Origin of the sequence: Novosphingobium mississippiense (assembly GCF_044029535.1) — a bacterium.
In the GTDB taxonomy this organism is placed as follows: domain Bacteria; phylum Pseudomonadota; class Alphaproteobacteria; order Sphingomonadales; family Sphingomonadaceae; genus Novosphingobium.
Genome location: NZ_CP147003.1, coordinates 1,771,354 through 1,794,726 on the forward strand (window position 1 = coordinate 1,771,354; position 23,373 = coordinate 1,794,726).

A 23,373-nucleotide genomic window follows, 5' to 3' on the forward strand; every position below is an offset into this window, starting at 1 on the left:
CCATGACCCAACTTGCCCAAGGGAAACGTCCATCGTGCCGGTTGCGTGGTGCCTCGCCGATTGCGCTGACCATGCTCTTCGCCGCGCCGCTGCCGGCCAGCGCGCAGGAGCAGGCGCAACCGCCTGCGATTGACGCGGACGCGGCCGCGCCTGCCGATCAGGTTACCGGACAAGTCAGCACCCCTGCCGACGCTGCCCCGCCGAAGAAGGAATCGAAATTCCACCAGCGCTTCTTCGATGACGAGGATGGGAAGTTCGACTTTTCCAATTTCCTGGCCAAGGGCGGCTTCATCCCGATGCCGGTCATCGTCACCGAGCCTGCGGTGAAGGGCGGTTTCGGCGTCGTCGCGCAGTTCATCACCATGCCTGAGGACGATCCGCGCAATGTGACCCGGCGGATGCTGGGTGGCGTGAAGACGGGCAACGGATCCTATGGTTTCGGCTATTTCCAGTCCGGCAACGCGATCGACGGGCTGATCAGCTACAAGTTCGGCATCGGCCACGGAAAGATCACGCTGGATGCCCATCCCAGCTTCCTGGATGGACCGCTGTCGTACACCAACAAATACAAGTACGGGATCCTGGGATCCATGCTGGTGCACTTACCCGATCGACGGTTTTCGATGGGGCCGATGATCGACTTCCGCAAGCTGCAATCCTCGGTCGACTTCGCCAATCCGCTGCCGATCGACCGCGATTTCGGCCGCACGCTGACCACCGGCGCGATGGGTTTCGGCGTGCATTTCGACAGCCGCGACAACAAGATGACGCCGACCAAGGGCGTGAACGCCTATGTCCAGGGCAGGTTCAATTCCGAGGCTTTCGGCAGCGATCGCACGTTCCAGACATACGATGCGGATCTCTATGCCTTCCGCCCGCTGTCCCCCAAGTGGCGGCTGGGCTACAAGGCCGAATACTCGGCGATCCGGGGCGACTTTCCGATCTACTTCGGCCCCGCCATCAACTTGCGTGGCGTGGAAGCCCAGCGCTATCAGGGCAGCAGCGTGTTCAGCACCGAGGTGGAACTGACGCGCCAGCTCAGCCCGCGCTGGGCGCTGCTGGCGTTCGGCGGCGTGGGGACGGCTTCGGCGGGGGACCGGCGCCTGTTCGACGATTCCGGGGCGATCTTCGCAGGCGGGGCGGGCTTCCGCTATCGCATCGCCCGCAAGCTGGGCCTCGATGCCGGCATCGACGTTGCGGTCGGCCCCGGCGGCGGCGTGTTCTATCTACAGTTCGGTCATGCCTGGTCGTTCGGGATGGATTGAACGGGGGTGTGATGCAGCCACTGCCGCCAGATCAGCAGCAGCGCCGCCATCACCACCGGGCCCACGAACAGCCCCACCAGACCCATTTGCGCCAGGCCGCCGAAAGCACCGATCATTGCCAGCAGGAAGGGCAGCTTTACGGCCCTGCCGACGACGGCAGGCTGCACGACATTGTCGCCGATGGTCATGACCGAGGCGCCCAGCACGAAGAGCAGCGCGCCCTTCAGTGCAGAGCCGGAGGCGACGAGGATCAGGCTGGCAAGGCCGAACGCCGCCCAGGCTCCGAACGGGATGAGCGCCAGCATGATCGTGAAAGTGGCGAACAGCGTCGGCTGGGGAACGCCCGTCACTGCATAGCCCACGCCGATGATCGCGCCTTCGAAGAAGGAGACCAGGATCGTGCCGGTTACCGTGGCGCGCGTCGCTTCGGCCAGCCGGGTCAGGAAATCGCCGGCGAAGCTGCCGAACATGCGAACGGCGATCCGCCGGCTCTGATGCGCCAGTGCGTGCCCGTGCCACAGGAGCCCGGCAATGCCGACGGCGGTAATGATGGCGGTTGCCGACCTGCGCAGGATTTCCAGCCCGATCGCCTGCGTCCAGCCCAGCACGGATCCGGTATTGAGCGCGCCCAGCAGGTCGTCCGCGATGCGGGGGCGGGCAATATGGGCCTGCCAGAAAGCCGCCGCTTTCCGGCCGATCAGCGGCAGGTCGGGCAGCCATGGCGGCATGGCGATGCCGGTCTGCTGCACGTGATTGAACCAGTCGATCGCCACCCGGCTTTCCTGCACTAGCGCGGCGGCGGCCAGTGAAAGCGGAATGAGGATGAACAGGGCGGTGCACAGCGCGAAGGCCGTGGCCAGCGTGATCGGCCGATTGGGGAACCGCTCTACCGCGCGGCGATAGAGCGGCCATTCCGCGATCGCGAGCACCGCCGCCCAGGTCAGCGGCATCAGGAACGTGAACGCCACCCAGAACGCCAGCGCCACGATCAGCAGGGTCAGGATGATCTGGCGCGTATCAACCGGCTGGGGGCTTGGGCTGCCCGCTCCGTCGGCGCTGTGGGTCATGGGCTAGCCGGTCACCCCTGGGGAGACCGGCGAACGCAGCGGAAGCCCACGTGCGATGTGGAGGTATCCACCGGATGCGGATGCCGCGCGGCCGGGCGGTAGCGCCGGCAGTAGTTCGGCGCGCAGAGGTGCGATCCGCCCTTCAGCACGCGCCGCGCGATGCGGGCGGGGTCTTGCGGATCGACGCTGCCCGCCTGCGCGCGCTGCCGGGCAACGGTGCAGCAGCTTGGGCCGGAAGGAGCGCCCAGCCCCCACCAGTCGGCCGTCCACTCCCAGGTATTGCCGATCATGTCGTACAGGCCGAAGCCGTTGGCGGGGTAGAGGCCCACCGGCGATGTCCGCACCCAGCCATCTTCGGCCAGGTTGGCGTAAGGGAACAGCCCCTGCCAGACATTGGCGTGATGCACGCCATCGGGCTCCAGTTCGTCGCCCCAGGCGAATTCCTGCCCCTCGCGCCCGCCCCAGGCGGCATATTCCCACTCCGCCTCGGTCGGCAGGTCCAGCCCCGCCCAGGCCAGATAGGCCTCCACATCGGTCAGCGCGACGTGGATGACGGGGTGATCCGGAATATCCTCGATCGAACTGCCGGGGCCGGTGGGATGGCACCAGTCGGCGCCGGGACGCAGATCCCACCACTGGCTGGCCGGTCCGCGCGGATCGACGGCGTGGCTGGGCGACTGGAACACCAGCGAGGCCGGCACCAGCATTTCCGGCAGCGCGCCGGGATAGTCGGCCGCATCGGGTGCGATCTCGGCCACCGTGCGATAGCCGGTGGCGGCAACGAAGCGGGCGAATTCGGCATTGGTGACCGGAGTGCGATCGATCCAGAACCCCTTCACTTCAACGCCGCGCTCCGGGCGTTCTTCCGGGTAATGCCGGTTCGATCCCATGGTGAAGCGGCCGCCGGGCAGCCAGACCATGTCGCGTTCGGTAGTGGCGGCGCCAGAAGTGGGGCCAGAGGCAGAGTAGGCGCTCGCGGTACTGATTTCCATCGACGGCTCCCGTGTCAGTTCATGCCCGATAAGTTGAAGGCGATACCGGCGAATGCGGCCACGCCCAGCAGGCACAGGAATATCGCAATGATCAGGGTTACCGAAACCGGGAACTTGCTTTCCGCATGGATCAGCCCTTCCTCCGTCATCGCCTTGCGTTCGGCCCGCAGTTCGGTGGAGAACTGCAGATGGCGGACGATGCCGCCCACCATCAGGGCCACGCCCAGCACGATCAGCGCCATGCCGAAATTGCGCGGGGCCTGCCCCTGTTCGATGACGTGGGCCTGATAGAGCTTGTTGAACGTCTGGTAGATCGTGAAGCCGAAGCCGATCAGCGAAAGCGCGGTTCGGATTTCCGACATCAGGGTGCGATCGGCACTCATCCGCGTGCGCTGGAAAGACATGCCGGTGCGTCGCATCGACATCTCGGTCCGGTGGTCCGACAGGTCGGTGCGATGCACCGACAGATCGGTCCGGTATTCCGAGAGGTCGGTCCGGTGCGTGGAAAGATCGGTGCGGAATTCCGAAAGATCGGTCCGATGCTCCGACAATCCGGTGCGGAAGCGCGAGAGATTGCTGCGAAAGCGCGAGAACTGGGTGGAAGCCTGATCCGCCTCCAGATTCTCCACATCCGGCAGGTCCGGCACGGCGGGCAGGGCAATGCGTTCAGGCCGCACGGTCTTGACCGGGCCGGGTTTCGTGGGCTTGGTCTGCGGACTGCTGCTCATTACTTCGCTCCTGCAGGCGGCGGCGGGAATTTCGCGAGCACGGCGTTGACGGCGATATCCACCTTCTCCTGCGGGATCTGATCGGTGGTCACCTGCTGGGTGGCCTGCCCGTTCCAGACGGCCGCCTTGGTGGCGGTGTCGTAGATGTCGATCGTCAGCGTGCCGTCGGTCACGTTGCGGACATCGACCTGGTTGAAGCCACCGCCCCAGCCACCCCACGGGCGGTAATAGGGGCCATAGGCGCCCAGGCTGGACACTTCCACGCGATTGCGCGCGCCCAGCGTGAAGCCGATGGCGAAGTCGCCCGGATCGGCCTGGGTATAGCCGCGCGCCGCCAGCGCGCTGTCGATCGAGCTTTTCACCCGCTGGCTCAGCAGCGGATTGGTGCCCTGCGGCGCCGACGTATAGGCCCAGCTATACGTCCTGAAGTGGGAGAAATTGGCATTCGGATCGGCATCGAAGCTGACCTGTGGTGTCGTGGTGCACGATGCGGCCAGCATCGTGCAAAAAGCCAGGGTTACCGCGCGCGCTTTCATCGCTGCCTCCTTGCTGGAATACCCGGACTATCGGAGGGCAAAGCGTGCGCATCTATCGGGAATCTCCCTGATCCGGCGCGCCTGCCAACCCGGATTGCATCGCCTGGCGGATGGGCCGCGAACAAGGGGAAACCGCGGGCCAGCCTGCCCTCTTGCCTGCCGGTTGCCGGTCCGACGCCCGGCGCGGTCCCGGGGGTAGGGGCTCAGACAATTCCCCCGGCATCAAAGGGATTCTCCCGATGGGCCGCCATGCGCAAACCTGTGAACGTGCTGGCCGATATCCCCCACAGGAGAGACACGATGCATCTTCTGAAGGACCAGGCTGTGACAGCCCGGATCTGGAAGGTCCGCGCCTTGGCCGGAACGGCAGCTGCGGCGCTTGCGCTGTGCGTGACGGCCGGTCCGGTCGCGGCCCAGACTTCCGACCCTGCGGCGCCCGTCACTTCGGCCGCCACCGGCGGACAGGCGAGCGAGCCGACGGCAGCGGGCACGCTGGATCCGGTGGCGCTGCAGGCGCTGACCGGAATGGGCAACTATCTCAAGACGCTGAAAACCTTTGAACTGCACAGCACGGCGACGATGGAAGCCGCGCTGCAGGACACCGATCTGGTGGTCCATCTGGGGTACGAGGGCACTTATCGCGTCCAGCGGCCCAATGCCTTCTACATCCAGCTGAAGTCCGACCGCGCGATCCGCGAATATTTCTACGACGGCAAGACGATGACCGTGAACGTGCCGCGCCAGAACTTCTACGCGACGGCCCCGGCCCCGGCCACGATCCGGCAGACGGTGGACAAGATCTATGCCGATTACGGCATCAGCCTGCCGTTGGCGGACCTGTTCTACTGGTCGGAAAGCCCGATGACCGATGGCATCACTTCGGCCGTCCGGGTGGGCTTTGCGCGGGTGAACGGCCAGGATACCGACCAGTTCATCTATCGCGGTCCGGATCTGGACTGGCAGGTGTGGATCGCGCGCGGATCGGCGCCGCTGCCGCTGAAGATCGTGATCACCGATCGCAGCGACAAGCTGCGTCCGTCCTACAGCGCCGAACTGACCTGGAACACCTCGGCCAAGTTCAGCGCAAAGGATTTCACCTTCACGCCGGATCCGAAGTCCACGGCGATCAAGATGGCCAGCCTGACGGGAGGGCAGTGACATGCGCGACAGGATGCTGAAGATCGCCGGGCATGCATTACGCCTTCCGACAGGACAAGGTGGATTGGCAGCTGTGGGTGGAAGACGGCGCCATGCCGTTGCCCTGCAAGATCGTGATCACCAGCAAGGAAGATCCGACGATGCCGCAATATACGGCGGTGCTGCACTGGACCACGCAGACCCCGCCCAGCGCGGCCGACCTGGCCTTCAATCCGCCGGCGGACGCACATCGTATCACCATGGCGGAAATCAAGACCGCCGCGGGCAAGGGAGATGCACAATGAGCGCAATCGTCAGCGCGCCAGTGGCGTTATTGGCCGGGCTGGTGCTGGGGCTCGACGGGCTTCCGGCGCCGATGACCACGACGGCGGCCCCGGTTGCCAACGGGGTTGTCAGCGTGGCCGGTGCGAACGGTGGTGACCTTTCCTATGGTGCGCCCCCGCATCGCGGCGGCGGTGGTGGCGGCGCAAGACCGCAAGGCGGCGGGGCGAGACCGCAAGGTGGAGCCCGGGCCGGCGGTGGCGCCCATCCCGGTGGCGGGCCCGCCGTGCGCGGCGGGGCGCAGAGCAACATCAACCACAACGCGAACGTCAACCGGAACGTCAATCGCAATGTGAACCGCAACGTCAACGTCGATGTCCACAACGACTATCATGGCGGCGGCTATCACGGCGGTTGGGATGACGATTGGGACGATCACTGGCATCCGGTGGCGACCGCTGCGGCGGTCACCGCGACGGCGGTGGTGGTGGGCTCCATTGTCCGCAGCATTCCGCCCAGCTGCTCCACCGTGGTGGTCAACGGCATCAGCTATTCGCAGTGCGGCAGCACCTGGTACCAGCCGCAATATGCCGGCTCATCGGTGCAATACGTGGTGGTGAACCCGCCGCGCTGAGGCGCCCGGACGACGAACGGGCCGAATGACGCATGGGGAGCAGGGGGGTGACGGGCCATGTCCGGCGCCCCCTCGCTGCCGTGGCGCCGCCATCCGCCCCGGCACGACGGGACACTACATCTGACATTACGAGGAAGCGCGCGATGACTCTTGCGATAATTCTCAAGCTGCTGCTCGTTCTCAGCGTCGTGCTGATGGTTTTCGGGCTGGCGCTGCGCGCGAAGGCGGCTGACGCCCTCTATTTTGTCACGCACTGGCAATTGGGGTTGCGGGCCTTCGTATCGATCTTCGTGGTCGTGCCGCTGATCGCGATCACCATGGCCAAGGTGCTCGATCTTCACCCGGTGGTGAAGGCGGCGATGGTGGCGGTCTCGCTCTCGCCGCTGCCGCCGATCCTGCCGGGCAAGATGATGCGCGCGGGCGGGCGGGCCTGTTACGTGACCGGGCTGCTGGTGGGATCGACGCTGCTGTCGGTCATCGTCACGCCGCTGGGCATCATGCTGGCCGGGGACGTTTTCGGGGTGGATATCGGCATCTCGGCCAAGAAGGTCGTCACCACGCTGGGCATCACCATCCTGCTGCCGCTGTTGGCCGGTTTTGGCGCCGCGGCCTTTCTGGGCTCTGCGGTCGACAAGGCCAGCCAGGTGATCAGCAAGATCGGGACGGTGCTGCTGGTCGCCGTTGCGCTGGTGCTGCTGGTCAGGCTGGGGCCGGCGATGATCGATGTGATCGGGCAGGGTACGCTGGTGGCGCTGCTGGCCATGAGCATTGCCGGGCTTGCCGCCGGTTACCTGCTGGCGGGCAGCAACCGGGGGGACAAGGCGACGCTGGCGCTGGCCTCCGCCACGCGGCATCCCGGTATCGCATTGGCCATCCTGCTGCAGAATTTCCCCGATGCCCAGCTTGCCCCGGCCGCGATCGTGCTGGCGCTGCTGGTATCGCTGCTGATCTCCATTCCCTTCATGCGGATGATGAAGAATCAGGCCCCTGCAACAGGGGCCTGAACGGAGGTCTGAACCGGCAGGGCTTCGGGCAAGTCGAATCCAGCGGCCGCGCCTTTCCCGCCTTGATCCATGGTCATGCCGGGGAAAGCGCGGCCGTTACGTAATCCTGGGAAATGCCCTTGCGGGTATTCCGATTAGAAAGAGGCCTGCACCAGGATCGCCGGGCCGTGCAGCTTGTAGCGGACGCGGCCGTCCCAATTGTCCTTGTCGACGCCCAGCCGGTAATCGACGTAGCGGTAGATCACGCCCAGGGCGATGTTCTTGACGATCGAATAGTTCACGCCGGCCTGTGCGTTCAGCAGGCGGCCGTCGTATTGGTCTATCTTCAGCGAAAGATAGTCGGCGCGGGCGTTGAGGTCCACGCGCGGGGCGATCCGGTAGGTGCCGAACAGGCCCAGCGTCGGCAGCGGTGCCAGCACGTCCTTGCGCCTGGCGGCCACGGCCGTGGCCTGGTTGCTGCCTCTGCCCTGTGCGGCGATGCCCATGTCGAACTTGGTGGCGTGCAGACCGATGGCCGCGCCCAGTTGCAGGTCGGGCTTGCGCACGATCGCGTAGCCGACGGTCACGCGGTAGATGTCGCTGTCGAACGTGCTGCGGACCGCCGCATTCAATGGATAGGTCTCGCCATCGAAGTTGATGTCGCGCCCCAGGTTGACGTTGCCGGTGCGGTTCAACTTGAAGTAGTCCACCCCAACGATCACCCTGCCGAAACGCGCCCCGGCCGAGACGGAGGGCAGCACCTTGTTATCGTCCAGCCCCAGATCCTTTTCGAAGTCGATGTCCGTGGCCACTTCGGTCTGCGTCTTGGTGGCGACGCGCACGTTGGTGTCGATCTTCGGGAAATAGGCGGCGGCGTTGATCCAGTACTTGTTGTCCAGCGACTGGGCATGGGCGGTGCCACCCGCGATCGTCGCTGCGCACAGGACCAGCGGCAGGGCCAGCGGCAGGGCACGCGTGGCAACTGGAAGGCGCCGGCGTCCCGTCGGCTCGTCCTGCCCGGGACGGAAAATCGCATTCACGCGAGAAGCTCTCGATTCCATGGGTCACCTCCTGTTGGGAACGGTCTGTCTGATGCGACGGCAGGCCGCGTGGGAGAATGCGATGGGGAACGCCGCGGCCCCGTTACGGAACGAACCGCCACATCGCTGGTCAGCCACCCATGAACAGGCGGGAGCCCACAATCACCCGGAACACGGCGCCTGCGTTCCACCGAACCGGGATCCGCCGTTGCACAGTATTGTTCCAGAGCCTGATTGCGCACCGGGAAGTCCGCCTAAGTCATGGGATTATCGAAGGATAAGCCGCAGCGGCTGGGGCGCGTATCAGGGCATTCCCCGGATTCGATGGGGGAAACCCCTACTCCGCTTCCCGATGGCGAAACTGCGGGATGACCCTGTGAAGCCCGGGGCCGCGATCAATCGGTCCCGGCAATGCCTTGCGGGGTGCGCCAGCGGTCATAGTTTCCGCGCGGTTCCTCATGCAGCGACTTGCTCAGCATTTGCATCGGCAACTGGGATTCGCGGATTCCGCCGCCGGTCGGACGGTCGATGTCCATGATCAGCATCAGCGACAGGACGACCAGCACGTTCATCACGCAGGCGAGGTAGAAGCTGGCCCGGTTGCGGATGATGTAGCCGATGATCACCGCGGCCACCATCACGTAGAGGATCAGCACCCAGAACACCTCATCCGGCACGTGCGCCATCCGCCCGGTCTTGCGGGAGGTGTCCAGATCGATCACCGAATTGATCGAGGAGAGGAACGTGCTCGACATGTCGAGATGCTTGATGCTGTCGAACCCGGCGAGCGAGGCGGCCCAGATATCGTTGATAAGGGCATCGTTCTTCGCCAGTTCCGTCCGCAGTTCGGACGGGTTGGGGGTTCCGGCCAGCCTGATCCGGTTATCGGTATAGTCGAGCAGCAGCAGGCTCAGCCGTTCGCGGTTGGGCGGCGGCAGGACTTGCGTCTGCAGATAGGCGGTGCCGATCGCATTGGCCTCTTCCAGCACCAGCCCGCGCCGCGTTTCGAACCGGTCCACCGCCAGCGCGAAAGTGAAGCCCAGCAGCAGCGCCAGCAGGCCCAGCACTGCCGGCACGATCGCGCTGTTCACGTCGTCGTCGCCGGACGTATCGTCGGTCTTGGCGGCCTTCTGGCTTTCCACCCGACGGCCGACGTGCATTCCCAGCCAGGTCAATCCGATCACGACCAGCAGCAGGGCGATGCCCAGGGGTAGAATGGGAAGTCCGAACAGCGGGCGGGGCAGGTCCATCATCGGCGTGTTTCCTTCACTGTGTCCGGGCCCCTGGGGGCTTTGCATAGTCCTCGCGCGGCAAGGACGGACTGGATATCGGGGCTAGTCCCGAGTGTGCGGCAGGAATGTCCCGGCAAGCGGGTCCACGACCTAGACCAGCCGCTTGGCGATGGCCCAGAACAGCGCGACGCCGGCCAGCGACATCAGCAGCGCAATGGCCAGCACCGAGCGGCCCAGTCGGAATTTCCCGGCGCGGGCAACGTCGCGCAGCGTGCCCCAGTAGCTGAGCGTGCCCAGCACCATCGCCCCGGTGCCGGCCGCCGCCAGGAACATGCCGACATGCTGGGGGCTGTCGGTCTTGGCGATCTGGTTGTTGTCGGCCAGTCCCTGCAGGAACTTGTAGATCGTGAAGCCGAAGCTGAGCATCGAAAGCGATGTGCGGATCCACGCCATCAGCGTGCGATCGGCCGCCAGCACGGTGCGCACCGCGCCCAGATCGGCAGGCAGTTCGGGCGGCCGGGCGGAACTGTGGTCGGTATCGGTCATCGGTAAACTCCCAATAGCGGGCCAATGGCTTGGGGGTGGATCAGGCTTCGGTCCGGGGTGAAGGCGGTGCGGAGGTCTGCACGGCAGCCTCGTTGGCAGCCAGCGCCTGCTCCCGTTCCCGCCCTTCGCGTTCGCGCAGCCCGTCGAGATCCTTGTCCAGGAAATAGTTCAAGAAGGTGCGCAGCACGGCGATGGTCGCCAGCTTGCCGATATCGTCCCAGGTCGGTGCGATGGTGGTTTCCACGATATCCGCCGCCAGCTGGAAGGACAGGCCGGCGACCAGCCAGCGCGCCAGCGACAGCCACACGGGCCGCAATTCATCCTCGCTGGCATGGAACAGCAGCAGGCGGCTGAGCCCGATCGCGCCCTGGAGCGAACCCATCGCGATCGCCAGGATGGCCAGCAGGTTGACGCCGAGCGCCACGTATTCGGCAAATTCGTGCAGTATTTCCTTCATCGTCCGGCTCCTTCGCGCGCGCGTTCCGACGCAACAGGTCTTGTTCCTGGCGGCGCTTTTGCCCATCGGGTGAATCCCCGGGAAAGGCCCGCCATGCTTCCGGAGGCGGCTGCGAAGCGGGAGGAACGAGGCGCCTTGCCGGCCGTTTCACGCCTGCGATGCGTTCGCACCGGAGTGAGATGCCATGCACAAGAGTTTCACCGCCTTCGCCAACTTCGTCGCCGGGGCCGCGGGCAAGGCGCAGACGTTCATCGCCGCGCTGGTCGTCGTCGTGATCTGGGCGGTTTCGGGCCCGGTGTTCCACTGGTCGGACACCTGGCAACTGGTGATCAACACGGGAACCACCATCGTTACCTTCCTGATGGTGTTCCTGATCCAGAACAGCCAGAATCGCGATGCGGCCGCCTTCCAGGCCAAGCTGGACGAACTGCTGCGCGCGCTGGACAATGCGCGGGACAGCTTCATCGGCATAGAACATCGCAGCGCGGAAGAGATCGACCGGCTGCGCGCCGCGTTGGAAAAGGAAACCGGGCAGGAAGACGACGATCACGGCGCAGCGCGGGCCAGCGTGGGGCGGTTGCTCGACCGGTATTGAATCCGGGCGTGCTGCAGATGAAGGCGGCGCTGAAGGGGCCGCATTCATCGCCGGGGTGGCCACAAATTGCTGTCGAAATCTTTGCCTTGTGCGGGTAACGTCGCAGGGTGGGTAGCATCGGTTTTGGTCGATCGGGCCTCTTGGCCCCTGCGGTCGGCATTCTCTATTTCGGCCTGGCGGCCGTCGCGCTGGAACTGACCCAGGGCGCGGATGGACTGGCGACGATCTGGCCGTGCAGTGGCGTCGCGGTGGCGGGCCTGCTGCTGGCGCCGCGCCGCCAGCGGATCGCGGTCGTCCTGGCGATCGCGCTGGGCAGCTTCGTCGCCAACATGCTGTGGGGGGGGCGAACTGCGCATCGCCTTCGCCTTTACTTGCGCCAATGTGGTGGAGGCGCTGGTCGCCTATCGGCTGATGGCCGGAATCGGGCGGCAGGAAGGGCGGCAGGCCGAAAGCCTGTTCACCATCGGCGCCATCGCCCGATTCTGTCTGGCCGTGGTGGTGGCCGCCACCGTCAGCGCGACGATCGCCTGCCTGCTTTCGGGCCGCGGTTTCGCGCTGATGTTCCTGTCATGGCAGTTCACGGTCGCGCTGGGGATCATGATCGTGGTGCCGCTGATCATGAACTTCATGCAGGCCGCCGCCCGGCGCGAACACAAGGGGATGACCCTGCGCGAACTGGTGCGGACCGCCGTGGTTCTGGCGCTGATCGCCGTGACCGCCGTGGGCGTCTTCGCGCAGACGACCTATCCCCTGCTGTTCCTGCCGCTGCTGGGCGTGCTGGTGGCGACCTATTTCCTGGGCCCGACGGGGGCGACCTGCAGCACGCTGATCATCGCGGTGATCGGATCCTATGCCGCCTGGCGTAACAGCGCCGCGATCACCTCCGGCCCGGCCGATCCCACCGGCACGGTGCTGTTCTTCCAGTTCTATCTCTTCGTCCTGCTGGCATCGTCGCTGCCGCTGGCGGCGCTGATCGCGATGCGCGACCGCAGCTTTGCCGAAGTGGAGCGGGGCAAACGCTGGCTGGAAATGTCCGAAAACATTTCCAAGGTCGGTCATTGGCGGCTGGAACTGGGGTCGATGCGGCTGTTCTGGTCCAGCGAGATATTCCGCATCCACGGGCTTGTCCCCGGGGACGCGCCGACGGTGGAAAGCGCCATCGACTTCTACCACCCCGACGACCGCATGATCGTTCGCAATTCGCTGGAGGATTGCCTTGAACGCAAGGAGCCGATGAGCTTCGAGGCGCGGATCCTGCGCTCGGACGGCGAATGCCGCCATATCTACAGCCGCAGCGAGCTGGAACGGCTGGACGACGGCACCCCGGTCGCCATCTTCGGTATCTTTCAGGACGTGACCGCGCGCGTGCTGGTGGCGATGGAGCTGAGCAGCGCCCGCGCCGATGCCGAAGCGCGCGCGGTGGAGGCGATTGCGCTGGCGGAGACCGACCCGCTGACCGGCATCGCCAACCGGCGCAAGGTCTTCTCCGTGCTGGAGGCCGAAGTGGAGCGCGCGGAAACGCAAGGCACCGAACTTTCCATCGCCGTGCTGGACATCGACCGCTTCAAGCAGGTGAACGATCGCTTCGGCCATGCCGTGGGCGATCAGGTCATCCGCCGCATCGCGCAGATCTGCGCGATGATGATCCGCACTTGCGACTTCGTGGGCCGGATCGGCGGGGAAGAATTCGTGATCGTACTGTCCGGCATGGGGCCGGACATGGCCGTGGCCGTGGCGGAACGGATGCGCCGCGCGATCGAGAACGAGGACTGGACGGCGCTGGAGATCGACCGCGTCACCGCCAGCATCGGCCTTGCCTGCCATGCACCGGAAATGGACCGCGACCAGCTTCTGGCCCGCGCCGACGGCGCGCTTTACCGCGCCAAGCAGGATGGCCGGAACCGGCTGCGCCGGGCTGCCTGAAAGGCCCGACCCAGAAGGCCCGACCCAGCGGTGGCCTTGCTTATCCCAGATGCCGGATCAGGCAGACCGCGATTGCCAGCACCAGCGACGCCACCAGTGCGCGGCGCCATAGCCAGCCAATCCGCTGCCCGGACAGGTTCCGCGCCAGCGCCGATGCGGCAATCGCCACGACTGTGAGCGCCAGCCAGACGGTGGCGAGCGGGCTGGCGGGCACCACCAGCGCAAGCACCGCCGTCAGCGTCAGCACCACCGGCTGGCCCCAGCAGACGCCGGCCCAGATCCGTTCCCACTGCGGCGCGGGTCGTCCCCGGTCGCGGCGGCGGGCGAGCCAGATCGTCACCCCGCTTGACGTCACGACGCAGAGCGCCAGGCCCAGCAGGCCATAGGCGATCCGCACCGGCAGCCCGCCGTACCAGCCGAAGTGCAACTGGCCGATGCCGGTAAGCATCCGCGTGCCCACCACCATGTCCTGCGGGTGTTCCTCATGAATCGGCTTGCCGTGGGCATCGAATTGCAATTCGTCCTGCTGGACCAGCAGCTTCGGCCGGCCGCCGTGGATGGTGATGCGCATGTCGGCGCGGCCGGGACGTTCCACCACCAGGCTCTGCGGCTCCGCACCCGGCGATCGGGCGCGGGCCTCGGCGATCAGCGCGGCGATGTCGGGCATCGGCACGGCGCGGGCATCGACCGGCGGCGGCGGATCGAGGAACAGCGCATAGACCCGGTCCATGTCGCCCCGGTAGAGCAGCAGGGAAAGGACCGCGACGATCAGCGTGCTCAATCCCAGCAAGGCGCCGGTCAGCGCCAAGGTGAAGTGGAAGGGCAGGGCCCAGACGCCCAGCCGGTTGTGCAGGTCAGCCTCCTGAAGCCGGCGCGAACCGCCCAGCCGCAAGTGGAAGGCATCGCGCACCACGCGCGGATGGGCGAGCACGCCCGATACCAGCGAGGAGAGCAACGCAACCCCGGTCAGCCCGACGATGAAGGCGCCCCAGCTGCGCGGCAGGTGCAGGCGGACGTGCAGGTCGATCAGGAATTCGGTCCAGACCGCCTCCAGCGGGGCCAGCGCGCCGTCTTCGGCAATCGCCCAGTTCCGCTCGAAATCGGGCTTGTAGCCGACCAGCGTGGCGCCTTCCTTCCCGGTGGTGGGCATCGTCAGATAGAGCGAGGCGTCGGCCGGCACCTGCCGCGCGCCTTCGGCGATGGCACGCGCGGCGGCGACATCGGAAAGGTGCCGCACGACCGGCGTGGCGGGCACTTCCAGCCGCTGCAGATCGGGCGCGAAAACGGCGATCGTGCCGGTCAGGCAGACAAGGTAGATGACTGCCGCGAAGGCCAGTCCCAGCACCGAATGGCTGCTGAGCACCGCGCGCACGGTTTCCGGCGGGATCGGCCAGCGCCACTGTTTCTTGCGGGTATTGCCGCTTGCAGTCTTGGTCATGCTGCCCCTCCCAGAGCGGCGATTCCGAAGCCGATCAGGCTGGTGCCAACCAAAACGGCGGTGGCGCGCAGCAGGCGGCGGTCGGCCAGCGTCCAGGTCATTGCCAGCCCCCAGAGTACCGGCATCAGTAACCCGCCGACGACGATGCGCGTGCGTGGGTCGCCGGGCATGTAGACCGTCACGCAGAAGGCGACCGCCATCGCGGCGGTCATGCCCAGCGGGCCGGCCAGCAAGGTGCGCAGCACGCCGCGCCAGATGCGGCCGGGTTCATCGAGTGGTTCCGGCGCGGCGTCGATCTCGCGCAGGCGGCCTGCCTGGCGGCGCACGCGGCCTTGCCAGATCATGCCCAGTGCGCCGATCCCTTCCATCACCAGCGCCAGCGCAAGCCCTTTGATAGGGCCGATCAGCCAGGCGGCCAGCACCGCCACGCCCACCAGAACGGCCCAGCCGCCCGCCAGATAGGCGGGCGCGGCGCCCGCGCGTTGCAGCCACGACCGGCGCAGCAGGACGGCACCCAGCGCGCCGCCCGCCAGCAACAGGGCGCCGGCCAGCCAGTTGGTCAAGGGACTTGCCAGCAGGCTCACCAGTGCACTCCGGCGCCGACGCCGAAGGTCTGCGGATCGCCCAGGATCGCCTGATGGATCGCGGCATATTCGTACTGCTTGTACTTCTCGTTGAAGAGGTTGCGCGCGAAGACGAAGACCGACCAGGTGCCGCTGTCGTACCCGACCTGCCCATTGACCACGGTGCGGGCCGAAACCTTGTACTGCGCCTGATCCTGGCCGACGCCGGTGAACACCGAACTGCGGTAATTGGCGTTGAGGTTGCCGGTGAAGCCGCTGCCGAAATCGGCGTTCACGCCGCCGGCCAGCGTCCAGCGCGGGGCATAGGGGAATTGCGTGCCGGTCAGGTCCACGGTGCTGGTGGCGCCGGTGGGCAGGTCGAAATCGTCGAACTTGGTGCGCACGTGGCCGACCGAGGCGTAGAGGCTGATGCCGCGTGCCACGGTGGCATTGGCGTCCAGCTCGAACCCGTAAAGGTGCGAACCGGCCGCGTTCACCGTGTTGTAGTCATAGGCGTTGAGCCCGAAGTAGGCGGTAACCTGCTGGTCGCGCCACTTCATGTAGAAGACGTTGGCATTGATCACCAGCTTGCCGTCCAGCCACTTGGACCGCAGCGATCCTTCGTAGTTCCAGCTGAATTCCGGATCGTAGGGCACCAGTTCGGCGCGCGCCGGGTTCTGGCTGGACCCGCCGGAGCGATAGGCGCGTTGCACGGTGAAGGCGGTGGTCAGGTCCGGCGTCCAGTCCATGCTCACGCCCATCTTCGGCAGGAAGGCGTTGAAGGTGCGGCTGTTGCTGGCGAGCGGGGAGGAGGCATCGTCCACCAGACCCAGCACGCCCTGATTGATCACGTTGATGATGCCGGCATAGGCCGCGCCCATGAAGTTAGGGTCCGGCAATGTACCGTTGAAGGTCGCCACGGTCTCTGCCGCGTAGCGGTTGCGCTCATGGTCGAAACGGAAGCCGCCGATCAGCGTCAGCCGGTCGGTCACTTTCAGGCGGCCATCGCCGAACAGGGCCATGGTCTCCACCTTTTCGGGTTGTTCAGCGGAGTAGAGCACCGGAATTACCGGCAATTGCCCGGCATAGGCAGTGCTGATCGCCTGTGCCTGTGCGGCAGAGGCGCCATTGGCCTGCAGCAGCGCCGCGATCGTCGAGGTGGGGGTGGCGATGTTGACGCGGCTGTTCTGGTCGATGGTGCCGGTGCGGCGGTAATACCAGGCGCCCAGCAACCCGCTGAGCGTGGGCCCATCGTAGTTCAGGCGCAGTTCCTGCGTCAGCGTCTTGTAGAGGTAGCGGTTATCGATCGCCTGGATGTCCTGCGGGGTACCGTCGGTATCGACTTGCGAATGGACCTTGGACCGGTTCCATGAGGTGACGCTGGACAGCTTCAGACTGTCCGCCAGCGGATAGCTGAGGTTGAACACCGCGATGTCGCTGTCGATCTTGCCGCGGCTGGGCTGGTCGCCGGTGGAGATGCGGTGATCGTAGAAGTCGGGCACGTCCGTCCGCGCATATTCGTAGAGGTAGCCGCCGTCGCGCCGCACGCGGTTGTAGCTGGCCACCGCTTCCAGGCCGGGGATTGCGGGGGGCGTCCACATCACCTTGCCGCGCAAGTTCAGCGATTCCAACGCATCGTCATAGCCGCCGCGCGTGACGTTCTTGATGATACCCCGATCGTTCCGGCGCTCTGCCGAGAGGCGCACGCCCAGTTCGTCCGCGATGATCGGGCCGCCGACGGCGGCGGAGAATGTGCGGTCGTCATGCTCGGTCCAGAGCACGCGGGCATCGCCGGTCCAGCGGGTGAGCGAAGGGTCCTTGGTGGTGATGACGATGCCGCCCGCCAGCGCATTCAAGCCCTGGATCGTGGACTGGGGACCGCGCAGCACTTCCACCTGCTGCACGTCCCACATGTCGGTAGGGCCGCCGTAGAGCGCCCACTTGGGGATCGGTGCGCCGTCGACATAGACGCTGGCCGCGTCGGCCTGCCCGCCGGCGCCGACGCCGGTGTTGCTCACGCCGCGAATGGTGAAGCCCGATGCGCCGTAGGTTTCCGAAAGGTTTGCGGTGCGGTTGTAGACGTCCTGGATCGAGATCAGGGTTTCCTTCCTGATCCGGTCGGACGTGGTGACGGCGATGCTGGTGGGCGTTTCCTGCAGGGTGCGGGTGGCCTTTTCGCCGGTGACGATGATGTCACCGGGCGCCGGCGCATTCTCGGCGGAAGGCGCGACGTCCTGCGCCTGCGCGGGAATGGCCAGTACGGAAACGGTAAGCGCGGCGGTCGCAACGCCGGACAGCAAAACGGAAAAACGGATCATGGAGCCCCCTGAAACTTCAGGGCGTTCCTATGTCCAAGCCTATAATGCGAGTCAATCGCATTATCAATTTGTCAAATTCATTGTGCGAAGTGCACGGGTGATTTGGCGCTGCTCAACCGCTAAAGTTGCGGAGGAGGGGCTCGGGGATCGTCGTATCTGGCACACCGCTCGTCGTCGTGGTTGCCCGAACGGCGGATATTCTCAACTAAAACGGTTGATAAATGACCGGCGATGCGGATAGGCTGCGGGCATGAAGCAAATCCCCCCCGCGATCGAACCCGACAAGCAGCTGCGTCACGAAATGCTGGCCCAGGAATTGCCGGTCGTCGTTGTCGGCGCCGGCTTCAGCGGAACCCTGCTGACGATCAACCTGATCCGCCAGGGCGTGCCGGTGGTACTGATAGAACGTAACCAGGCCCAGCTGGCCAAGGGCCTTGCCTTCGGCACCAAGGGGCCCGAGCATCTGCTGAACGTGCGCGCCGCGAACATGAGCGCCTTTCCCGACGATCAGGCCAATTTCCTGCGCTGGATCGGCCAGAGCGGGGAGGAACAGGCCAATCGCTTCGTGCCGCGCCTCAGCTACGGCCTCTACTTGCGCGAACTGCTGATCAAGGCGCTGGCCGATGCCGGCCCGAAGGCGCAGATCATCGGCGCGGAGGCGCTGTCCGCGCGTTTCGCGGATGGGCAGGTCACCGTGGTATTGGATGACGGGGGCGAGATCGTCGCGCGTTCGCTGGTCCTCGCGCTCGGCAACTTCCCGCCGGCGCCGCATCCGGCGTTGGCGGATTTGCCGGCGGACCGTTGCTTCGCTGATCCGTGGAATCCACAGGCGGTGGCCGATGCGGGCAGGCTCGACCATGTGCTGCTGATCGGCACCGGGCTGACGGCGGCGGACATGATCCTTTCGCTCGACAAGGCAGGGTTCAAGGGGCGGATCACGGCGCTGTCCCGGCGCGGGTTGAAGCCGCATGCTCACGCCGATACGGGGCCGGCGGTGGAGAATGTGCCCGCTCCCGATGCGCGGGGCTCGGCATTGGTCCGGCAGATTCGAGAGCGCGCGAAGGCGATTGGCTGGCGCGCGGCGGTGGACGAACAGCGGCCCCATACCCAGAACCTCTGGCGCCGCCATAATGCCGCCGCGCAGCGCCGTTTTCTGCGGCATCTGCGTCCCTATTGGGATGTTCACCGCCATCGTCTGGCGCCCGACGTGGCGAAGCGGCTGGCCGAACTGGAGGCGGAAGGGCGGTTGGAGTTCGTGGCCGGCAAGCTGGCCGGTTCCGAGGCGACGCCGCGCGGCGTGGCCGTGGACTACCGACCGCGTGGCGAGGATGGGGTGGCGCGGCTGGAGGTTTGTCGCGTGATCAATTGTACGGGGCCTGAGGGCGATCTGCTGCGCAGTGGCGTGCCGCTGGTGCAGGACCTGCTAACCCAGGGGCGCATCCGGCCCGACACGCATCGGCTGGGGCTGGACGTCGAGCACCTCGGCCGCGTGCGCGATGCGGAAGGGCGGCCGCAGAATAGCCTGTTCGCGGTCGGCCCGGTGACCAAGGGAGAGGCGTGGGAGATCGTGGCCGTGCCCGATATCCGACGGCAGGTCTGGAACCTGGCGCGCTATCTGGCCGATGCGCACTGGGTTGGCGGCGAGGGGCTCTAAGCGCCGCGTCGTTACGGGCGTGGCGCAAAGAAAGCGGGGCCCTCGCCGTCGCGGGGGCGACGAAGTGGCGGATTGAGGCGTAAGTGACGCAAGGCTGGCGGGCCGTGAATGACCCACCAGCCCCGGCCATCAGAAGTCCTTGCGCAGCAGGATGCCCGCGTACCGCTTGTCGTCACGCGGAACGTAGCGGACGATGCCAGCCAGCGTGCCGTTGGCCAGGAAGTTGGAATAGCTCTGGTTCGTGATGTTCTTCACGAAACCGCGCAGCTGCCAGTCGCCAGTGGTGCCGATCAGCGCCACGCTGGCGTTCCAGATGTAATAGCCCGGTTGGATCGTGCCCGGCGTCTCCGTCAGCTGGTACTGCGTGCGGCTCTTCAGCGTGATGTCCGACTGCACTTCAAGGTCCAGCGCATTTGACAGCGCGAAGCGATAGGCCGCGTTGCTGTAGAGCTTCCACTTCGGTGCGAAGGGCAGCACTTGCCCGTCGATGTCGCAGCTGGCCGGTGCGCCGGCCGGGCAGATGAAGTGGATCACCTTGGCATCGGTATAGGCGACCGAGGTGTCCAGCGAGAGGCCCGGGATCGGGCGCAGGCCGAAGTCGAATTCCACGCCCTTGGTCTGCACCGTGCCGGCATTGATCAGGCGAGTGACCTGCGCGCCGCCGACTACGTCGTTGTAATTGGCCTGATAGTTGTGGAACTTGGTGGAGTAGACCGCCAGCGCATAGGTGATCTTGTGGCTCAGCGCCGATCCCTTGATGCCGCCCTCGAACGAGTCCGAGGTTTCCGGCTTCAGCGCGATCTCGTCCAGCGGCGTCGTGGCATTCAGCGAACGCATGTTGAAGTATGCGTTGTAGGCCGGGCCCTTGTAGCCGCGCGAATAGGTGAAATAGGCCTGGTTGTTGGTCAGGAAATCCGCCTGGATGCCGCCGCGATAGGAATCGCCGCGCGTGGAGGTGGAGCCCGCCGAATTGTGATAGGCGCGGATCCCCGCGACATCGAGCGCGGTGGAACCCGAGTTCGTCGGATCGTTGGTCGACGTGCGGACGTGATAGTAGCTGAGGTCGTCCCAGGTGGAACGATAGCCGGCGATCGCGCGCAGCCACGAGGTGAAGTTGATGTTCGCCTCACCGAATACGGCATAGTTGTCGCTGGTGACGCCGTAGTTCGCCACGCCCGTCACCACATTCTGCGCGCCCGAGATCAGGCGGGTAAGCGTGCGGGTATAGACTTCGTCCGTCTTGGCGTGGAGGTAGTAGGCGCCCACGACATAGTCGATGAACTTGCCCTTGGGTGAGGTGAGGCGCAGTTCCTGCGAGAACTGGTGGTTGTCTACGGTGCCATAGTCGTCGCCCTGCGGGAATGTCGCAGAAAGCTGCGACAGCGCGTCGTAGTCCTGATGCTGGGCGTTCTTCCACTCGCGATAGGCGGTGATCGAGGTGACGGTGTAGTCGCCCAGGCCCCATTCGGCGGTGAGCGATCCGCCGTAGTTCTTGTCGCGCACGTCGGTGTCGAAATTGGTGCTGACTTCGCGGTTTTCCGGCCCGGCGACGATGCCCTGGCTCGTCAGGAACGAGGCGAGCGCCGGCGACTGCGTGACCGCGCCGGTGGGATAGGCGATCTGGCTGGTGCGGGCATAGACGCCGCTGGGCGTGGTGTCGTGCGAATGCAGATAGTCGCCCGAGAGGGTGAGCTTCAGCGTATCGGTGGGCTGCGCCTGGATCTTGCCGCGCACGCCATAGCGTTCGTAGCCGTTCACCTGATTGTCGGTGTAGACGTTGTGCACGTTGCCGTCATAGTTGGCGTAGAGGCCGTCGATCCGGGCGGAAATGTCGGGCGCGATGCCGCCGGTGACGCCCGCCTTGATGCGGTATTCCTCATCGGTGGTCGCGGTGCCTTCGGCATAGGCGTGGAACTGTTCCGAAGGCGCGGCGGTGACGACGCTGATGACGCCGGCAGAGGCGTTCTTGCCGAACAGCGTGCCCTGCGGGCCGCGCAGCACTTCGATGCGTTCCACTTCGCCCACGTCCAGCGTGGCCTGGCCCGGACGGGTCAGCACGACGCCGTCGAGCACGGTGGAGACTGAGGATTCGACGCCCGGCGAAGTGCTGATCGTGCCGACGCCGCGAATGAACACGGTGCGATCCTTGTTCGATGCGCCGTTGCGGAAATCGATCGAGGGGACGGTGTTGCTCAGATCCTGCAGCGTATGGATCGCGCGGTCGTTGAGCGACTGGCCGCTGACGGCGGTGATGGCGATCGGCACCTGCTGCAGCGATTCATCGCGATATCGCGCGGTGACGACGATCTCGCCGGTCGCCGGCGCGGTGTCGGCGGCCGGTGCCTCATCGGCAAAGGCGGCCGCCGGGAAAAGGACCGCGGATGCCAGCAGCAGGGCGCGGGCGGTGCGGATCGGGGTCGTGGTCATTATGGTCTCCCTTGAACCGGGCGGACCATAGTCAACCGTTTTAGTTGAGAAAGATAGTTTTCCTTTAGTCGCCCTATGCGGAAGCCGAAGTGAGCGGTTCGGCCGGGACCATCCGGGGCATCGTCAGCTGGATCCAGCCCAGCGCCAGCAGGTACGAGACGGAGGCGAAGGCGAAGAGGGGGCCATAACCGAGCCCGGCTGCGAGTACGAGGCCGGCGATCTTGCTGATCGCGGTGCCGCCCAGATTGCCGCAGAATGCGCCGAAACCGGTCACGCGGCCAACCTTGTGACGCGGCGTCACATCCGCGATCAGGCCGAACAGATTGGTGGAAAAGCCTTGATGCCCGGCCAAGGTCAGCGCCATCAGGCCCACTGCCGCCCAGTATTCGTGGGCGTGGAGCGCCAGCGGCACGGGTACCACGCAAAGCGCGGAAATCAGCATCAGCGTCTTGCGCGTGCGATTGGCGGTCCAGCCCTTCGACAGCAGGCGGTTGGCGGCATAGCCGGAGAGCAGCGAACCGATGGCGGACCCGCAATAGGCCAGCGCCAGCGGGGGACCGAGTTCGGTGCCGGAAAGGCCGAATTGCCGGTGGAAATAGTCCGGCATCCAGAACAGCATCAGCCACCAGGTGGCGTCCGACAGGACCTTGGCCAGCGCGATCGTCCAGGTGCGGCCTTCCTTCAGGAACAGCTTGTCGCCGGAGACCACATTGCCGGGAATGGCGGGTTGTCGATCGTCGAAATCCACCCCGCGCGATGCGGTAAGCCAGGCCAGCACCCACAGCAGGCCCACCACGCCCGCCAGCACGAAGGCCGCGCGCCAGCCCCAGACGGCAGCCACCACGGGGATGGCCAGTGGGGCCAGGATCGCGCCGATGGAGTTCATCATGTTGGTCAGGCCGAAGCCCAGCGATCGCAGATTGGGCGGGAAGATCGTGGCGATCGTCTTCACGCCCGCTGGTGTGCCCATCGATTCCGTTGCGCCCAGACCGATGCGGCAGAGCACGAACTGGCTGAAGCTGCTTGCCCAGCCGTGGGTCATTGCCGCCAGTGACCACGCGGCGACGCCGGCCGCATTGGCCCACTTCGCGCCCAGCCGGTCCACCAGCCAGCCCGCCGCCAGAAAGCCGAAGGCGGCGCCGGCCTGAAACCAAGCAGCCAGCGTGCCGTAATCGTCGTCGCTCCAGCCCAGATCGGCGGCGATCGTCGGTTTCAGCACCGAGATGATCTGGCGGTCCACCAGATTGAGCACGCCGGCGGTCAGCGCCAGTGTGAACAGCAGCCAGCGGCGGCGGGGCGAGAGGTTCATGCGCGGCTCGTTTCGGTCTGGGAGGAGTTGGGCATCATGGACCTTCTATGCGGAGCGGGTGGGCTGCGGTGACTTCAGGCGGGTGGAGAAATCGCCTCGCTCAACCCGTCATCCCCGCGTAGGCGGGGATCCCGCTTGTTCTTCGATCCACAGCGCTGTGGCTCAGGAAAAGCGGGGCCCCCGCCTTCGCGGGGGCGACGAAGTCTTGCTTGGCGGGTTGAGAGCTGCCTGCACCCAACCCGCTCAA

21 protein-coding genes are annotated in these 23,373 nt (G+C 65.9%); 8 read left to right on the plus strand and 13 right to left on the minus strand.

Annotated elements, in window-relative coordinates; all coding sequences use genetic code 11:
• Positions 1 to 2 precede the first annotated feature (2 nt).
• Positions 3 to 1,265 (plus strand): BamA/TamA family outer membrane protein, encoded by a 1,263-nt coding sequence (locus WBP06_RS26235; RefSeq protein WP_395335457.1) that lies wholly within the window; start codon positions 3 to 5, stop codon positions 1,263 to 1,265.
• Here WBP06_RS26235 and WBP06_RS26240 read toward each other — a convergent pair.
• The 4 genes from WBP06_RS26240 to WBP06_RS26255 form a co-directional block, all read right to left on the minus strand.
• The gene (locus WBP06_RS26240; RefSeq protein ID WP_395335459.1) at positions 1,238 to 2,332 is read right to left on the minus strand and encodes an AI-2E family transporter; all 1,095 of its coding nucleotides are present in this window, start codon (positions 2,330 to 2,332) and stop codon (positions 1,238 to 1,240) included. The two genes, WBP06_RS26235 and WBP06_RS26240, sit on opposite strands and share 28 nt — an antisense overlap.
• An 11-nt stretch (positions 2,333 to 2,343) precedes the next feature.
• The gene (locus WBP06_RS26245) at positions 2,344 to 3,252 is read right to left on the minus strand and encodes a formylglycine-generating enzyme family protein (protein ID WP_395337588.1); all 909 of its coding nucleotides are present in this window, start codon (positions 3,250 to 3,252) and stop codon (positions 2,344 to 2,346) included.
• Positions 3,253 to 3,338: 86 nt separating this feature from the next.
• Positions 3,339 to 4,052 (minus strand): YidH family protein, encoded by a 714-nt coding sequence (locus WBP06_RS26250; RefSeq protein ID WP_395335461.1) that lies wholly within the window; start codon positions 4,050 to 4,052, stop codon positions 3,339 to 3,341.
• Positions 4,052 to 4,588 carry a DUF4136 domain-containing protein gene (locus tag WBP06_RS26255; RefSeq protein ID WP_395335463.1) on the minus strand — a complete coding sequence of 179 codons (537 nt, stop codon included), beginning with the start codon at positions 4,586 to 4,588 and terminating at the stop codon, positions 4,052 to 4,054. The genes WBP06_RS26250 and WBP06_RS26255 overlap by 1 nt, the downstream gene beginning before the upstream one ends.
• 300 nt (positions 4,589 to 4,888) lie before the next feature.
• On the opposite strand from WBP06_RS26255, the gene WBP06_RS26260 reads away from it, so the two are divergent.
• The 4 genes from WBP06_RS26260 to WBP06_RS26275 all read left to right on the plus strand — a co-directional run bounded on the left by WBP06_RS26260 (position 4,889) and on the right by WBP06_RS26275 (position 7,645).
• Positions 4,889 to 5,746 carry a DUF2092 domain-containing protein gene (locus WBP06_RS26260; protein WP_395335465.1) on the plus strand — a complete coding sequence of 286 codons (858 nt, stop codon included), beginning with the start codon at positions 4,889 to 4,891 and terminating at the stop codon, positions 5,744 to 5,746.
• Between the two features lie 32 nt (positions 5,747 to 5,778).
• Positions 5,779 to 6,030, plus strand: a complete 252-nt coding sequence (locus WBP06_RS26265; RefSeq protein WP_395335468.1) for a DUF2092 domain-containing protein — start codon at positions 5,779 to 5,781, stop codon at positions 6,028 to 6,030.
• Complete coding sequence (locus WBP06_RS26270) at positions 6,027 to 6,641, plus strand: hypothetical protein (RefSeq protein ID WP_395335471.1); 615 nt, start codon at positions 6,027 to 6,029, stop codon at positions 6,639 to 6,641. Before WBP06_RS26265 ends, WBP06_RS26270 begins: the two co-directional genes overlap by 4 nt.
• A gap of 143 nt (positions 6,642 to 6,784) precedes the next feature.
• Positions 6,785 to 7,645, plus strand: a complete 861-nt coding sequence (locus WBP06_RS26275; RefSeq protein WP_395335473.1) for a hypothetical protein — start codon at positions 6,785 to 6,787, stop codon at positions 7,643 to 7,645.
• 134 nt (positions 7,646 to 7,779) lie between these two features.
• Here the strand turns inward: WBP06_RS26275 and WBP06_RS26280 are convergent, their stop codons facing one another.
• From WBP06_RS26280 to WBP06_RS26295, 4 genes are all read right to left on the minus strand, one after another.
• Positions 7,780 to 8,685 carry a hypothetical protein gene (locus WBP06_RS26280; protein ID WP_395335476.1) on the minus strand — a complete coding sequence of 302 codons (906 nt, stop codon included), beginning with the start codon at positions 8,683 to 8,685 and terminating at the stop codon, positions 7,780 to 7,782.
• A 374-nt stretch (positions 8,686 to 9,059) separates the two neighbouring features.
• Positions 9,060 to 9,917, minus strand: coding sequence for a hypothetical protein (locus WBP06_RS26285; RefSeq protein ID WP_395335479.1), 858 nt, complete (start codon positions 9,915 to 9,917; stop codon positions 9,060 to 9,062).
• A gap of 129 nt (positions 9,918 to 10,046) precedes the next feature.
• Entirely contained in the window at positions 10,047 to 10,442 is a 396-nt protein-coding gene (locus WBP06_RS26290; protein ID WP_395335482.1) for a YidH family protein, read from the minus strand.
• 40 nt (positions 10,443 to 10,482) lie between these two features.
• Positions 10,483 to 10,899: a DUF1622 domain-containing protein gene (locus WBP06_RS26295; protein ID WP_395335485.1), complete on the minus strand. Its 417-nt coding sequence runs from the start codon at positions 10,897 to 10,899 to the stop codon at positions 10,483 to 10,485.
• A gap of 184 nt (positions 10,900 to 11,083) precedes the next feature.
• Here WBP06_RS26295 and WBP06_RS26300 point away from each other — a divergent pair, with 184 nt between their 5' ends.
• Complete coding sequence (locus WBP06_RS26300) at positions 11,084 to 11,494, plus strand: low affinity iron permease family protein (RefSeq protein ID WP_395335488.1); 411 nt, start codon at positions 11,084 to 11,086, stop codon at positions 11,492 to 11,494.
• Positions 11,495 to 11,731: 237 nt separating this feature from the next.
• The gene (locus tag WBP06_RS26305) at positions 11,732 to 13,417 is read left to right on the plus strand and encodes a diguanylate cyclase (protein WP_395335492.1); all 1,686 of its coding nucleotides are present in this window, start codon (positions 11,732 to 11,734) and stop codon (positions 13,415 to 13,417) included.
• A 40-nt stretch (positions 13,418 to 13,457) separates the two neighbouring features.
• On the opposite strand, the gene WBP06_RS26310 is transcribed toward WBP06_RS26305, so the two are convergent.
• Genes WBP06_RS26310 through WBP06_RS26320 form a run of 3 tightly spaced genes read right to left on the minus strand, consistent with a single transcriptional unit; the run spans position 13,458 to position 17,736 of the window.
• Entirely contained in the window at positions 13,458 to 14,855 is a 1,398-nt protein-coding gene (locus WBP06_RS26310; RefSeq protein WP_395335495.1) for a PepSY-associated TM helix domain-containing protein, read from the minus strand.
• On the minus strand, positions 14,852 to 15,439 hold the full coding sequence (locus WBP06_RS26315) for a hypothetical protein (RefSeq protein ID WP_395335498.1): 588 nt from the start codon (positions 15,437 to 15,439) through the stop codon (positions 14,852 to 14,854). Before WBP06_RS26315 ends, WBP06_RS26310 begins: the two co-directional genes overlap by 4 nt.
• The gene (locus tag WBP06_RS26320; RefSeq protein ID WP_395335501.1) at positions 15,436 to 17,736 is read right to left on the minus strand and encodes a TonB-dependent receptor; all 2,301 of its coding nucleotides are present in this window, start codon (positions 17,734 to 17,736) and stop codon (positions 15,436 to 15,438) included. The genes WBP06_RS26315 and WBP06_RS26320 overlap by 4 nt, the downstream gene beginning before the upstream one ends.
• A 250-nt stretch (positions 17,737 to 17,986) precedes the next feature.
• Between WBP06_RS26320 and WBP06_RS26325 the strand changes: the two genes are divergently transcribed.
• Positions 17,987 to 19,390 (plus strand): FAD/NAD(P)-binding protein, encoded by a 1,404-nt coding sequence (locus WBP06_RS26325; RefSeq protein WP_395335503.1) that lies wholly within the window; start codon positions 17,987 to 17,989, stop codon positions 19,388 to 19,390.
• A gap of 129 nt (positions 19,391 to 19,519) precedes the next feature.
• Here WBP06_RS26325 and WBP06_RS26330 read toward each other — a convergent pair whose 3' ends face one another.
• Positions 19,520 to 21,817 carry a TonB-dependent receptor gene (locus tag WBP06_RS26330; protein ID WP_395335506.1) on the minus strand — a complete coding sequence of 766 codons (2,298 nt, stop codon included), beginning with the start codon at positions 21,815 to 21,817 and terminating at the stop codon, positions 19,520 to 19,522.
• Positions 21,818 to 21,890: 73 nt separating this feature from the next.
• Positions 21,891 to 23,126 carry an MFS transporter gene (locus WBP06_RS26335; protein ID WP_395335509.1) on the minus strand — a complete coding sequence of 412 codons (1,236 nt, stop codon included), beginning with the start codon at positions 23,124 to 23,126 and terminating at the stop codon, positions 21,891 to 21,893.
• Positions 23,127 to 23,373: the final 247 nt, after the last annotated feature.